Origin of the sequence: Natronosalvus caseinilyticus, from assembly GCF_017357105.1 — an archaeon.
GTDB lineage: Archaea > Halobacteriota > Halobacteria > Halobacteriales > Natrialbaceae > Natronosalvus > Natronosalvus caseinilyticus.
The window spans coordinates 2,087,999-2,101,295 of sequence record NZ_CP071596.1; the positions used below are offsets into that span (position 1 = coordinate 2,087,999).

At 64.9% G+C, this 13,297-nt stretch carries 12 protein-coding genes; 2 read left to right on the forward strand and 10 right to left on the reverse strand.

Features of this window, described 5'->3' with window-relative positions:
* Positions 1–5: 5 nt before the first annotated feature.
* The 6 genes from J1N60_RS10180 to J1N60_RS10205 form a co-directional block, all read right to left on the reverse strand.
* Positions 6–1,457, reverse strand: a complete 1,452-nt coding sequence (locus J1N60_RS10180) for an ABC transporter substrate-binding protein (RefSeq protein ID WP_312907128.1) — start codon at positions 1,455–1,457, stop codon at positions 6–8.
* Between the two features lie 338 nt (positions 1,458–1,795).
* Positions 1,796–2,173, reverse strand: coding sequence for a Zn-ribbon domain-containing OB-fold protein (locus J1N60_RS10185; protein WP_312907130.1), 378 nt, complete (start codon positions 2,171–2,173; stop codon positions 1,796–1,798).
* The gene (locus J1N60_RS10190; RefSeq protein ID WP_312907132.1) at positions 2,170–3,339 is read right to left on the reverse strand and encodes a thiolase domain-containing protein; all 1,170 of its coding nucleotides are present in this window, start codon (positions 3,337–3,339) and stop codon (positions 2,170–2,172) included. The genes J1N60_RS10185 and J1N60_RS10190 overlap by 4 nt, the downstream gene beginning before the upstream one ends.
* A gap of 72 nt (positions 3,340–3,411) precedes the next feature.
* Positions 3,412–4,134, reverse strand: coding sequence for a helix-turn-helix domain-containing protein (locus J1N60_RS10195; protein WP_312907133.1), 723 nt, complete (start codon positions 4,132–4,134; stop codon positions 3,412–3,414).
* Between the two features lie 76 nt (positions 4,135–4,210).
* On the reverse strand, positions 4,211–5,914 hold the full coding sequence (locus J1N60_RS10200) for an AMP-binding protein (RefSeq protein ID WP_312907135.1): 1,704 nt from the start codon (positions 5,912–5,914) through the stop codon (positions 4,211–4,213).
* Positions 5,911–6,786, reverse strand: coding sequence for an alpha/beta fold hydrolase (locus J1N60_RS10205; RefSeq protein WP_312907137.1), 876 nt, complete (start codon positions 6,784–6,786; stop codon positions 5,911–5,913). Before J1N60_RS10205 ends, J1N60_RS10200 begins: the two co-directional genes overlap by 4 nt.
* Positions 6,787–6,873: 87 nt before the next feature.
* On the opposite strand from J1N60_RS10205, the gene J1N60_RS10210 reads away from it, so the two are divergent.
* Entirely contained in the window at positions 6,874–7,272 is a 399-nt protein-coding gene (locus tag J1N60_RS10210; protein ID WP_312907138.1) for a MaoC family dehydratase, read from the forward strand.
* A gap of 61 nt (positions 7,273–7,333) precedes the next feature.
* Here J1N60_RS10210 and J1N60_RS10215 read toward each other — a convergent pair whose 3' ends face one another.
* The 3 genes from J1N60_RS10215 to J1N60_RS10225 all read right to left on the reverse strand — a co-directional run bounded on the left by J1N60_RS10215 (position 7,334) and on the right by J1N60_RS10225 (position 9,895).
* Positions 7,334–8,257 carry an RNA-guided pseudouridylation complex pseudouridine synthase subunit Cbf5 gene (locus tag J1N60_RS10215; RefSeq protein ID WP_312907140.1) on the reverse strand — a complete coding sequence of 308 codons (924 nt, stop codon included), beginning with the start codon at positions 8,255–8,257 and terminating at the stop codon, positions 7,334–7,336.
* Complete coding sequence (gene cmk / locus J1N60_RS10220; protein WP_312907142.1) at positions 8,257–8,832, reverse strand: (d)CMP kinase; 576 nt, start codon at positions 8,830–8,832, stop codon at positions 8,257–8,259. The genes J1N60_RS10215 and cmk overlap by 1 nt, the downstream gene beginning before the upstream one ends.
* Before the next feature lie 106 nt (positions 8,833–8,938).
* Positions 8,939–9,895, reverse strand: coding sequence for a DUF106 domain-containing protein (locus J1N60_RS10225; RefSeq protein WP_312907144.1), 957 nt, complete (start codon positions 9,893–9,895; stop codon positions 8,939–8,941).
* Between the two features lie 398 nt (positions 9,896–10,293).
* Between J1N60_RS10225 and J1N60_RS10230 the strand changes: the two genes are divergently transcribed.
* On the forward strand, positions 10,294–12,639 hold the full coding sequence (locus J1N60_RS10230) for a vWA domain-containing protein (protein WP_425499284.1): 2,346 nt from the start codon (positions 10,294–10,296) through the stop codon (positions 12,637–12,639).
* A gap of 17 nt (positions 12,640–12,656) precedes the next feature.
* Here J1N60_RS10230 and J1N60_RS10235 read toward each other — a convergent pair whose 3' ends face one another.
* Positions 12,657–13,292 carry an adenylate kinase gene (locus J1N60_RS10235; protein ID WP_312907148.1) on the reverse strand — a complete coding sequence of 212 codons (636 nt, stop codon included), beginning with the start codon at positions 13,290–13,292 and terminating at the stop codon, positions 12,657–12,659.
* Positions 13,293–13,297 lie beyond the last annotated feature (5 nt).

Genomic DNA, 13,297 nt, shown 5'->3' on the forward strand with positions numbered 1-13,297 from the left:
GACGATCAGTTCAGCGAACAGCTAGCCTCGTCAGCCGGGATCATGACCTCGTCGGCCGGGATGGTCTCGACCGGTTCGCCCGGCATCACGGCGGCGTCCCAGTACTCGGCGACGTCGTCGGTCGTGGGGACGGGCCAGGCGACGGTCATCGCCGAGGCCGCCTGGTTGTTGTGCTCCTGGAAGGTGTACGCGCCCTCGCCCTTCGGCGTGTCAGTCACCGTCATGCCGCGCATCGCGTCGGCGATGTCGCCGCCGTCGACCGAGCCGGTCTCGTCGATGGCCTGGACGAGCGCCGAGCCACCGACGAACGTCCCCGCGCTGAAGAGGTCGGGCATCAGGCCGTAGGCCTCGGTGTGCATATCGATGAAGGCGTCGTTGATCTCGTTGTCGTACTGGTTCCAGTGGTAGCGGGTCGTGAAGGGGCCGAGTCCGGACTCCTGGATGTCCTCGGCCGTGAAGTCCTCGCCGAGGGTCGCCTCGACGGTTTGACCCGTGATCTGGGTCGTCACGAGTTCCGCGAACCCGCCGAAGGCCTGGATCTCGTCGTACGCCATCGCCGTTGGGAGAAACTCCGGCAGCGTGATGAAAGTGAACCCGCCGACGACGCCGTCAGCGCCCTGGTCGAGGGCCTCGTCGAACAGCCCCTCGAACTCGCTGTAGCCCGGTTCGACGAACCGCGGTTCGAGTACCTCGACGCCCTCGTTCTCGAGCACTTCGGTGTAGTTGTTCGCGACGCCTTCGCCGAAGGCACCCTCCGCGGCGAAGATGGCGACCGTCGAGACGTCCCCCTGCTGGGCGACGTATCGACCGCCCGCGCGGGCGTCCATCCCCGTGTGTTCGCTCGCCCGGAAGAGCAACTCGTGGCAGTGCTCGCTCGAGGCGGTGATGTCGGCGTCAGCGGACGGTCCCGCGATGTACGGAATCCCGGCCTCGTCGAGGATGTTCGCCGAGATGCGGCGCGCAGAGTCGGAACTCGAGGCGCCAAAGAGGAGGTCGACCTCCTCGTCCAGCACGAGGCTTTCGGCGGCCTCCTGGGCCGTGTCCGGGACGAACCCGGTGTCCTCGACGATGAACTCGAAGGTTGGCCCGTCGTCGGGGTCGAGGGTGTGAGTTCCCGTCGTCATCTCGGTGACGGGGTCGACGTCGTACTTGTAGGCGATGCCCGAGTAAAAGCCCATGAGGCTGATCTGGCCGTAGTACTCGAGGTCGCCGGAGACGGGCTGGAGGGCGCCGATGCGGATCGTCTCGTCGGAGACCTGCTGGCTGCCGTCGCCGTCGCCGTTTCCGTTACCGTTGCCACCGTTCCCGCCGTTTCCACCATTACCGCCGTTGCCACCGTTCCCGCCGTTGCCGTTTCCGTTCTCGTCCGCGATACACCCTGCCAGTCCGGCCGATCCGAGCGCGGCGAGCGCACCCGTTCGCCGGAGCACGTCCCGCCGGTTGGTACCTCGTGCCATACTAGCTCACTAGATGGATTCCCCCTCCTAAGCAGGGACGGTTGGTATACGAACCTCGAGGCGTCGAGGGTCGTCTCGAACGTGTGTATTCGCTATAGAATGTGTACTAAAACAATATAAAAGATATAGTGGTATCGACTGTTTACCCGTGGCCAGCATCGCCACGTCATACAGCGTTTCGAGGTTGACGGCCTCGGAGTGGTCCGCAAAGTCGAAAGTGCCGAACGGTTGGTCGCCTCGAGCGGCGGCGCGTCTCGCCAATTCGGTCTCCAGGCCTCGGTCCCAATCCCTGGCGACTCGAGCGCGTTCGGAACTCGAGGCAGGCCCTCGGAGTCAGTTCAGCCGAAAACCGGCACCGGCTCGTCGACCTCGAGTACGTCCGAGAACGCGACGGTGTCGCTGATTTCGGCGTCACAGTCGGCCTCGAGACGGGCGGTCACGCGAGCGTTCCCTTCCGTGCCGAGATCGATCACCGCGACGCGATAGCCGCCCTCGAAAGCCGCCGGGGCGACGGCGATGGTCGTAACGGTGTACACGGTCCCCTCCGTCGGCAGTTCGACCGTCTCGATCTCGCGGGAGCCACACTCGTTGCAGGCGGCCTTCGGCGCCGCCGTCTCGTTGCCACAGGCGCCACAGCGCTGGCCCAGGAGCCGACGGTCGCGGAGCGCCGCGGTCCACTCGGCGTGGGTCAGGGGGTCGGGGAGTGTGTCGCTCATGCGTCCACCTCCAGAATGGAGACGATGGTGGTTCCGGCGTCGCCACCCAGGTTGTGTGCGAGCCCGCGACGGGCGCCCTCGACCTGGCGCTCGCCGGCCTCTCCGCGGAGATGTTCGGTGAGTTCGACCAGTTGTGCGACCCCGGTGGCGCCGATGGGGTGCCCCTTCGCTTTGAGGCCGCCGCTCGGGTTGACTGGGATGTGACCGTCGAGCGCGGTTTCCCCGTTCGCGGCGGCCGGGCCGCCCTCGCCGTCCTCGAAGAAGCCGAGCGCTTCGATGGCCAGCACCTCAGCGCCGGTAAAGCAGTCGTGGAGTTCGACCACGTCGATGTCGTCGGGGCCGACGCCGGCCTGTTCGTAGGCCTGGCTCGCGGCGTCTCGAGCCGACTGCGTCGCCGTGAAGTCGGCCTTGTCCGCGAGCGGAATCGTGTCCGTGGCGTGACCGACGCCGGAGACGGAGACGGACTCGCCCGAGAGGTCGGCCGCGGCCTCCTCGCTGGCGACGACGACGGCCGCCGCGCCGTCGGAGAACGGACAGCAGTCGAACAGGTGGAACGGCGAGGCGACGATCGGACTCTCGAGGACCTCCTCGACCGTCGTCTCGGAGCCGAATTGCGCGCGCGGGTTGTAGGTTCCGTGGCGGTGGTTCTTGACCGCGACGGCGGCGAGGTCCTCCTCGGTGGTGCCGTACTCGTGCATGTGACGGGTCGTCAGCAGGCCGAAGACGCCGGGGAAGGAGAGCCCGGTCGGCTGTTCGTACTGGCGGTGAGAGGCCGAAGCGAAGACGGAGGTCATCTCGGGCGTATCGAGGCCCGTCGTCGGCGTACAGCGTTCGACCCCGCCGACGAGGACGACGTCGTGCTGGCCGGCCTCGACCGCGCGAACGGCGTGCTTGAACGCGTTCGAGGAGGTCGCACAGGCGTCCTCGTAGCGCTGGCAGGGGATGCCCGCCAGGCCGATGTGACTCGCCAGCGTCGGCGCGAGGTGGGTATCCTGCTCGGTCTGCCCGCCCATGGCGTTGCCGAGGTAGAACGACTCGATGGCGGGGGCATCGACGCCCGCGTCGTCCATCGCGTCGAACGCCGCGCTCGAGAAGAGTTCCGGTAACGGCTGGTCGTGAACGCCGAAGTTGGTCATGCCAACGCCGACGATACGTGCCTGGTGCATACTCGAACGAAAGTGGTCCGTGCTCAAAAACGATGTGAAATTCCCGTCTAATCGCTGGATCCGCGAGTGCCGTTACTCGAGGTCTGAAACACTGTTATCGAGGTCCTCAAGGGCGTCGACGACCCGTCGGAGGATCTTTCGCTCCGCGCGGCGGACGTTCTTCGAGACGGCCGTGTCGGAGACGTCGAACTCGTTGGCGAGCATCTGCAGGGTCGCTCCCCGGGGCTGGTCGAAGTAGCCCTTCTCCGCCGCGACCGTGAGCGTCTGGCGTTCGACGTCCGAGAGCGACCGACAGCCCTCGATCAGGTTACTCGCTGCGTCGGCGTTGTCGAGCACGTCGAAGAGGTCGGGCAGGTCGAGGGCGTCTTCGGCGAGGACGTCGAACTCGTTGTTGCGCTCGAGGTCGGCGAGGGCGTCGTCGGCCGTCCGGTTCTCGTCGAAGCCGACCTCCCAGCGCTCGCTACCGTCCTCGATGTGGAACGGACCGGTGATGTAGCCGCCGTTGTCCCGGATGACCCGCATCGCGTTCGTCTCGTCGATGACGGTTCGCAGGAGCGCCGTCCCCTCGTGTTTCTTGAAGAGTGTGCACTCGTACATGTTGTCGTGAGCCTGCAGCGTCGAGAGGCCGGACTCGAGCGCCGACCGGTCCTCACCCTCGACCATCATCCGCGTCTCGAGTTCGCGTCGCTGGCCGTCGAACTCCCACTGAACGGCGGTGAACGACACGTCGTGATCGTCGGTCGTGTCGATGAACGGGCAGTCGTACTGCTCCATGTCCAGGGTGAGGTCGATCATTGACATGTATTGTTAGTTGAGCGGCATAACCTTACCCGTCGATTTCGGGACGGAGAGCGGGTGAACAAAGCGCGAATCACGGTTCGACCTCCGCTCCGTCATCGGTCCCGTTTCGCTTCCCGTCGCCATCGTTTGGACTCCTCTCGCTTTCGTCGTCCGCGTCGCCTTTACTTCGGCCCCCGTCGCCCTCCTCACCCCCGAACCGATCCTCGAGCGCCGTCCGATCGATCTTCGACGGGCCGCTCATCGGCATCTCGTCGACGAACGCGAGGTACTTGGGAATCTTGAACCGCGCGAGTTTCCCCGAGAGGAACACCTCGAGGTCCTCCAGTGCCAGGGAGTCCTCGGGGGTCGCCGTGTTCGTTCGGGCCTCGTCGGTCAGTTCGACGACGGCCTTCCCGACCGTTCCCCACTGGTCGTCGGGGACGCCGACGACGATCGCTTCAGCCACCGCGTCGTGGTCCGTAATCACGTCCTCGACCTCGGGCGGGTAGACGTTCTCGCCGCCGCTGACGAACATGTTCTTCTTGCGCCCCTCGATGTGATAGAAGCCGTCGTCGTCCACGCGGGCGAGGTCGCCGGTCGACACCCACTTACTCGTGTCGTCCTCGTCCCCGAACGTTTCCCTCGAGGCCTCGGAATTGCGCCAGTAGCCCGCAGAGCCGTGGGGGCCGCGCAACTCGAGTTCGCCGATCTCTCCGGTCTCGACCTCGCGTCCGTTTTCGTCGACGATCCGGGCGTCGGCGTGGAGAACCGGTTTCCCTACGCTCGCGACCTTTCCAGGGTCGTACTCGTCGGGCATCGCGAAGTTGTTCGGACCGATCTCGGTGAGGCCGTACCCCTGAGACATGTCGACGCCGCGGTCTCGCCAGGCCCTGACGATCGAATCCCGGCAGGGGCCGCCGCCGCTCTTGACGAACCGGAGACTCGAGAGGTCAGTCCGCTCCCAGTCGTCGTGGGTCGCCATGGACCGCAACACCGCGGGGACGGCCACGAGAATCGTCGCCTCGTGGGTTTCGACCTGCTCGAGGACGCGCCGGGGATCGACCTCGCGGTCGATGACCAGGGTACCGCCCATGTGGATCAACGGCAGGGTGATGACGTTCCAGCCGCCTGTGTGGAAGTTGGGGAACACCATCGGCGTCACGTCGTCGGGCCGGAGTCCCCACGCGGTGATCGTGTTCGTCGAGTTCCAGTACAGCGAGCCGTGGGTGACCGTCGTCTCCTTCGGCGTTCCCGTCGAGCCGCCGGTGTGGAGCAGCAGGTGCGGATCCGAGAGGGCTCGTTCGCGGCTCTCGACGGGGCCGTCGTCCGCCGGAAGCCGGTCTCGATAGACGTCCCACCCGCCTGCGGGTTCGTCGGTCTCGAACTCGAGGACCGATGGATCGACGCTCGAGCGAGCCATCGCGTGCTCGAGGCGCTCGACGAACGGCGATTCGATGACGAGCAGGTTCGGGTCGACGAGTTCCAGCAGTTCGGCCAGTTCTGGCGGTGCAAGTCGGTACGACAGCGGTGCGAGCACGCCGCCAGTCTTGCCGGTCCCGAAGAACAGGTCGAAGACCTCGAGGCGGTTTCGCGAGACGAGGGCGACCCGGGATCCCTCGCACACGTCGTAATCCTCGAGTAGTCGAGCCGTGCGATTCGCCCGCGACTCGAGGTCCGCGTACGTGGCTCGCGCGTCGTCGGTGGCGTCGACGATCGCCGTCCGGTCGGGCGAGAGCGACGCCCGCCTGGCGGTCCAGTCGCCGACCCAGCCGTAGTCGTCGTCGCTCCAGTTCACTCGCGATCACCGGCCTCGAGTGCGGCTTCTGCCGTGGATTCGCCCCCGGCCTCGAGATCTGCCCCGATGGGGTTCGCATCGAGGAAGTCGAACACCCGGTCGTTCACCCAGTCGGACCGCTCGACGAAGAAGAGGTGATGACCGCCGTCACAGACCTCGAGTCGGGCGTGCGGGATCAGGTTCTCGAGCAGACGGCCGTTCTCGACGGGGACGACCCGGTCGTCGCTCCCGTGAAGGATCACTACTGGCACATCGAGCGCCGACACCTCGTCCGCCACGTCGAACTCGGCCACGCCCGCCGCCTGGGCCTTCCTGGCCGCGTCGCTCGCGTCGCTCTCGAGGCGCCAGTCGACGATGTCCTCGGTCACGTCGGGGTTCTCCTCGAAGAACGTGTCCGAAACTGCGGGGGCCATTCGATGACGAATCCGCTCGCGCTCGTCGCCGTCCTCCGGAACCGCGAATATCGCCGCCTGCGTCTCCTCGGGCACCGGCACCGCCTCCGGGCCGCCGGGGGTGGTACAGAGCAAAGAGAGGGTTGCCGCGCGGTCGTACTCGAGGGCGTAGCGCTGGGCGATCATCCCGCCCATGCTCGCTCCGATCAAGTGGGCGCGGTCGACGCCCGCGTCGGCGAGCACGGCCTCGAGGTCGCCCGCCATCTCCTCGATCGTATAGGGTCCCTCCGGGGTGTCGGAGTCGCCTGTGCCGCGGTTGTCCCACAGGATCGTTCGATACTCGTCGGCCAGCGCGTCGCGCTGCCAGCGCCACATCCACCGGCCGTAGCCGAGTCCCTCGACGAAGACGACGGGCTCCCCACCGGGGCGTCCGCCGACCTCGTAGGCGAGTTCCACGTCGCCGTTGGTCGCTCGAGTCATACTAGTCTAGTTTCCGTCCGCGCTCAAGTACTCCGACGTTCGAGTATCAACCCGCGACTACACGCGGGTCGCGACGAAAGAAGACGTATGTCGACTGCCAGCCCCGGCGACCGGAGCGAGGTCAGCCAGCGAATCACGACCGACCACATCGAGCGCTTCGCCGACCTCACCGGCGACGAGAACCCGCTTCACCTCGATCCCGAGTACGCCGCGGAGGGCCTCTTCGACGGCCCCGTCGCCCACGGCATGCTCGCGGCGGGCCTCATCTCGAGCGCCCTCGCTTCCCTCCCCGGCGACGTCGTCTACCTCTCCCAGGACCTCTCGTTCGAGGCGCCGGTGTACCCGGACCAAACGGTTACTGCGACTGCTGAAGTGCTCGAGGACCTGGGCGACGACCGCTATCGCGTCGAAACGGTGGCCCACGTCGAGGACGACGTGGTCGTTTCGGGCGAAGCCACGGTACTCTCGCTCGCACACGAGGGCTGACTGGCGTTTACGGCCGGGTTGCGGTTTGAAGGGAGCCGCTAGAGGACTACCGTGGTGAGGACTACACGAGCACGCGCTCGAGCGAGACCACGGTTCCCGACTCAGCCTCCGGATCGCCGACGAGTCGACCGAGACAGATCGCTGCGCCATCGGGCGTGTAGCAGGCGACGAGCGGGGCGTCGCCTCGGTTCGCGGCATCTACGGCGCCGTCGTCGACCTCGAGCACGCCCGGCGCGTACACCGGCGCCCCGGTGGCGACCGACTCGGCGGCACTGGAGGCGATGGTGACACGGGGGACGTCCGTGAGAATACGCTCGGCCGGTTCGACCACATCCAGGAGTGGGTCGGGGTCGTCGTCCTCGAGCCAGAACGCGAGCGCATCGAGGAAGTCTCGGGCCGAGTGAAGCGTTCGGTCGTCGAACGGCGTCGTCGCCGTCCGGCGAAGGTGGCCCATGTGTCCGCCAGTCCCCAGCGCGAGGCCGAGGTCGTGACAGAGTTTGCGGACGTAGGTGCCGCTCTCACAACGAATTCGTAGGAGGACCTGCCGATCGCTCGTTTCGAGCACCTCGAGGTCGTAAATCTCGCGCACGCGGACCCGCCGCGAGACGGCGCTCTTTCGCGGCGGCTTCTGGTAGATCGGCCCCTCGAACTCTTCGACGACGGACTCGCCGTCGTGTGGGACCGGGGCGTGACACTCGAGGACGGCCACGTACTCCTTGTGGCCCTCGAGGAACACCGGCGCCAGCCGGGTCGCGTGGCCGAGCATGATCGGCAGACAGCCCGTGACCTTCGGGTCGAGCGTCCCGGCGTGGGAGGCTCGATCGATTGGCTCTTCGCCGGCCGCCTCGAGGGTCTCGGCGACGGCGTCGCGCAGCCAGCCGCTGACCTGGTGGGAGGACGGCCCCGGCGGCTTGTCGAGGTTGACGACGCCGAATTGCAGGAGGTCGGCGGGCGACCGTTCCTCGGGGGGACCGCGACGAATCATCAGAACTCGTAGTCGACGTCGACGGGCGTTTTCCCCTCGTCGGCGGCCGGATCGTACGCCTCGACGGCCGTCACGAGCGTATCGGCGACGGCCTCGGGGCTCCAGCGTGACGTGTTCATCGAGAGGTCGTAGATGCTCAGGTCGCCGAACTCGATCCCGTAGTACTCACGGTATCGTCCGATCTCGCTGGCTTCCCGAGCGCGCGTCTCCTCCGTCGCTCGCTCCGGGGATTTGTCCTCGCGGTCGGCGATTCGCTCGCCTCGAACCGACAGCGGCGCGTCGAGCCAGAACTTCAGATCGGCCTGCTCGGCCGCGAGCCAGCCGGCCAGTCGGGACTCGAGAACGACGTCGTTGCGCTCGACGGCGATCTCGCGCAGTCGCCGGTCGAGGTCGCGGTCGATTTCGTCGTTCTCCTCGGCGAGTTTGTTGAACTCGAGGGGGGTGTAGCCGCGTTCGTCGGCCAGCTGGCGGAATATATCGCCACCGCTGACGTGCTCGAGGCCGAACTCCTCGGCCAGCAACGCCGCGTTCGTCGTCTTTCCTCCGCCCGGCGGTCCGGAGACGGTCAGTAACATACTCGAAGTGCGCGGGGCCACCTCAAAGGGGTTTTGAATCGCTCGAGAGGGGTCGTCGGTAAACCGGGTGCGTGTCTCCGACGTCGAACCGTAAAAACAGCCTCGCTCAACTCGTGTCGGGAGACATGTCGATGTTGAGCGCCTTGCGTAACAGCTGGACGAACCCCATCGAGCACAGGAAGTACCAGACGATCCACGCGCGCATGGGACCGATAACGCCCTCCTGCCACTCGACTTCGCCGACCATCGGCATGACCACGGTCTGCTCGATGGTCTGGGGGCCGGTACCGTGGATCCGGTAGTACATCCACAGGAACAGCGGAATCGTAAAGAGCATGATCCAGACCATCGGGCGGAACTGCTCTTTGAACATCCCGAGGTTGTCGGCCATCGCTTCCATCTGCTCTTCTTGCACCTGCTGGAGCTCGTTGTCGAGTTTCTCGATTTCGGCTTCGCTCGCGCCCCGCTTCTCGGCTTCTTTCTTGCGATCCTGAACCTCGGAGCGCTTGTCCTGCATGGCCTTCATGCGCTCCTGGTACTTCCCCATCCGCTCCATGTTCATCAGGTTCGCCTGCAGGAGCGTCGAGTACAGGCCCGTCATGATCGCGATGGCGAGGATCACGGTGTAGAAGGGCATGCTCGTCGCCAGCGGCCCGAGGGCGACGTCGAGTACGCCGCCGACGGCATCTCTGACGGAGGTAAACCAGTAGCCTACCATAAAGAGCAGCGCGGTCACTCCTGCGATCTTGTCCCACTGCGACCACTTCGATTCCTCGGCGTCGATCTCGGGAAGGTCGTCGGCCAGGCCGCCGTCCTCACCGTCGCCGTCGAGGGCGTCGTCGAACGCCGACCGATCGGCGATCTCGAACCCGTCCTGGCCGTCGACGAGGATCCCCTTCTCGATGAGTCGACCCCACTGGCCGCTCGACAGGTCGTCGCGGACGTCCGCCCACTCGACCTCACCGCCGTTCTCGTCGGCCTTCCGGCGGATCGCCTCGAGTGCCTCCTCGAACGACGAATCCTCGCGGACGAGGGCGCCTATTTTCTCCGCTGTGCGCGTCATCTGTTTTGGGCTAGGTCACCTTCGGTATACAAGTGTTTATCTTCGGTGGCGAGACGGTCGTGGACGGTTTGGGGTCGGCCCGCTCGAACACCGGCGGCTCACGGGCGATGAGACGTTTGTCGATGTAGTAGCAGCGCCTGCACCGCTTCAACGTCTCCTATCCGCCCATGCGGGAGTTTCAAGCTGCCCTATCCGCTCTGAAGGCAGTGGTCGGGACGGCGATCCGTCTGCCGATTTCCGCCACCTGGACCTTCGGGTAGGGGTATTCACCGTCAATATCTGGTGGTTTTTTATAATGTGTCTTTCTTGAATACAGCAATATGGTTGGTGCATATATGGCTGGTGGGACAGCCGACCGGGGAGACGCCCCACTCGTTGGCATCGTTTTGCTGTTTGGAATGGTATTCATTGGAGCCGCGTTGGTTGCGGTGACCGGAATGGTCGCGATAGACGCGCTCGAGGGAGATCTCGGCGACGAACGAACCGGACAGACGTTCGCCACGTTCGATCACGAACTGACGACGTTGCTGCACTCGAGTTCGGATTCGGCGGCTGTCACGATTCCAGACGGGGAAGACGGAACCTACCAACTGACGGATTCCGGAACAGCATCGCTGACTGCAGCCAATCGATTCCGACAGTCGTGTACGGTGCTCGACGAAGTCACACTCGGCACGCTCGAGTACGAATCCGACGGGAAGCGACTCGCCAAACAGGCGGGAGGAACCTGGAGACACACCGACGACGGAACCGTCATGCAGTCGAAACCAGACCTTCGGTACGTCGCCGACGACCGCGGGACGCAGTACCTCGAGTTCTCCGTCCCGGATTTGCAGGGCGACGTCGGAGTCGGTGAGCACTCGATGACGGCGACACGGAGCGAAACGGGGACGAGTGATTGTGTGTCTGATCTGGGGTTCGTCCGGTACGTCCAACTCGAGATTACCGACGAGACCTACCACGACGGCTGGTACGACTTCCTGAGCGAGGAGTTCGAAGCGACCGACGTGGAAGATGCCGCAGCCGAGGATTGCTCGCTCGAGAACGCGGGCGACGAAAACGTCATCTGCCACGACGAATCGATGGGGACGGTGTCGGTGCTCGCCACGGTCGACGTCGATCGGCCCATCGACGACTATCTTGGCGTCGACCCCACGATCTACGGCGGCCTCTACGTGTCGGACGAGACGGTCCAGTTGGGGACCCACGAATCTCTCGCCGTCGACTCCTACGATGGACGCGTGGGATCGTACGCCGATTCGGGTAACGTAACCGACGATCTGTTCGTTGCGGACGTCGATACGCTCTGGATTCAACAGGCCGAGATAACCGGGTTTCCCGTGGTGAACGGCGACATTCGGATCCAGCCGGAGGCGGACGTCTCACCGGCCGCGTTGTACGTCGGGGAGGATCGTTCGCCGGCGAGCATCGACGTTCCGACCGCGAAGTTGGCGGACGGGTTCGACTCCATCGATCCGATCGACGACGAGATTGCGCGCACGATGTCACTGCTCAAAAACGAGACGAAACTCGAGGGGAACGCGGACGGCGACATCGACGCTGGAGCGTACTCTGTAGACGGCGACTTCACTCGTGAAGGTATCGAATTCGACACGACCAGTGGCGACGTCTACGTTGCTGTCGACGGCGACGTCTCTCTCAAGGACGTCACCGTCGTCGGCCCGGGACAGGTCAGTATCTATGCCAGCGGCTCCGCAATCGACCTCGAGTCCGTGACGGTTCCGGACGATCGGGCGTCGCAGTTCTGGGTGTACGGGACGAGCGAAACTGACGTCGCCGTCGCGAGCACAGTCCAGGGCGTCGTCTACACGCCGGGTGACGGTTCCCTCGAGATCGAGGACGGGACCGACATCTACGGCGCCATCGTGAGCGGGACGTTCGAAGGGATCGGCGGACCGGGGAACGCCGACGGCGGTTCTGACCTGGAGGTACACTTCGATCGATCACTTCGGACCGACGTCCCGATTCCGGAGGAGAACCGGACGCTCGAGTTCGAGAACGTGACGACCAGGAACCCGATCGACGTCGGGTTCGTCCTGGATCGATCGGGCTCGATGGGGCCGCACTGGTCCCCCGAAATAGGTTGGTTTCACCCAGGATACGATCCCGATGGCCTTCGCGTCGACGCAACTCGTTCGTTCATCGGGCAGTTGAACGCCACGGAGTCGCTCGAAGAGAGTGATCGTGCGGCGGTCGTCGAATTCAATACAGAGGGGATCCTTCGCCATCACCTTTCGACTGACTTCGAGTCGGTCAACACCAGCGTCGAAAACAACCACGAAGGCGGTACGAACATGGCTGCCGGCCTCGAGACCGGGCTAAACGAACTCGAGACGAACGACAGAGACGCAGACCGTATTCTGGTACTCCTAAGTGACGGGTACAACGACGTAGGAAACGGAAATTCAGCCGCTGTAGACCGCCAAACGATAGCAGCTGCTGAAGACGCCGCCAATGCGGGCATTACGATTTACTCAATCGGGCTTGGAGATGGGGCAGACGAGGAATTACTGAGGGAGGTTGCCCATACGACTGGCGGCGAGTATAGACACGCAGACAACGCGGAGGACCTCATGGATATTTTCGACGGGATTGCAGAGGACGTCGTCCAGGCTAACACACGGTTCGAGGTCCACGCCGACTACTCCGTCGTCGGTGGGTCGAACGACTATGCTATCGCCGTCGATCACTGGAACGTCGAGATTGCAGAAGAAAGCTCATAGCCGCTCGAGTCGATCCGTTACGCGTTTGCTTCGATCGTCGCCTTCACGTCCTCCCACACCTCGTCGGGCGCCTGCTCGCCGTCGACGCGCTCGAGCGACCCCTCCTCGTCGTAATACTCGAGCACCGACTCAGTATTCTCATGATACACCCGAAGCCGCTCGCGCACCGTCTCCTCGGTGTCGTCCTCGCGCTGCTCGAGTCGCTCCTCGACCTCCGGATCCTCCGGCGGGTTGTACTCCACGTGGTAGATGTCGCCCGTCTCGGGGTCCATCCGTCGGCCCGTCAGGCGGTGGACGAGTTCCTCCTCGCTTACGTCGAGCGCCAGAACGACGTCCAGGTCGGTCATCTCCTCGAGTGCCTCGACCTGCTCGAGGTTGCGCGGGTAGCCGTCGAGGATGAACCCGTCGGCCGACGAGAGCGCCTCGTCGACGATGGCGTTGACGACTTCGTCGGGGACGAGTTCGCCTTGGTCCATGTACTCGGCCGGGGTGTCGTACTCGAGGTCGAGGTGGGAGATGTCCATCTGCTTGTTCGACCGAAGGGCGTCGCCCGTGGTGATGTGTTCGACGTCGAAGTGCTCAGCGATCTTTGCGCTCTGGGTCCCTTTCCCCGCCCCGGGGGCACCGAGGATGAGAATCCGTGGCTGTGCCATACCCC

Bases quoted from the DNA above. Each gene is read 5' to 3' on its own strand.
- J1N60_RS10180 (WP_312907128.1), bottom strand. From the start codon at position 1,457: ATGGCACGAGGTACCAACCGGCGGGACGTGCTCCGGCGAACGGGTGCG.
- J1N60_RS10185 (WP_312907130.1), bottom strand. From the start codon at position 2,173: ATGAGCGACACACTCCCCGACCCCCTGACCCACGCCGAGTGGACCGCG.
- J1N60_RS10190 (WP_312907132.1), bottom strand. From the start codon at position 3,339: ATGCACCAGGCACGTATCGTCGGCGTTGGCATGACCAACTTCGGCGTT.
- J1N60_RS10195 (WP_312907133.1), bottom strand. From the start codon at position 4,134: ATGATCGACCTCACCCTGGACATGGAGCAGTACGACTGCCCGTTCATC.
- J1N60_RS10205 (WP_312907137.1), bottom strand. From the start codon at position 6,786: ATGACTCGAGCGACCAACGGCGACGTGGAACTCGCCTACGAGGTCGGC.
- J1N60_RS10210 (WP_312907138.1), top strand. From the start codon at position 6,874: ATGTCGACTGCCAGCCCCGGCGACCGGAGCGAGGTCAGCCAGCGAATC.
- J1N60_RS10215 (WP_312907140.1), bottom strand. From the start codon at position 8,257: ATGATTCGTCGCGGTCCCCCCGAGGAACGGTCGCCCGCCGACCTCCTG.
- cmk (WP_312907142.1), bottom strand. From the start codon at position 8,832: ATGTTACTGACCGTCTCCGGACCGCCGGGCGGAGGAAAGACGACGAAC.
- J1N60_RS10225 (WP_312907144.1), bottom strand. From the start codon at position 9,895: ATGACGCGCACAGCGGAGAAAATAGGCGCCCTCGTCCGCGAGGATTCG.
- J1N60_RS10230 (WP_425499284.1), top strand. From the start codon at position 10,294: ATGGTATTCATTGGAGCCGCGTTGGTTGCGGTGACCGGAATGGTCGCG.
- J1N60_RS10235 (WP_312907148.1), bottom strand. From the start codon at position 13,292: ATGGCACAGCCACGGATTCTCATCCTCGGTGCCCCCGGGGCGGGGAAA.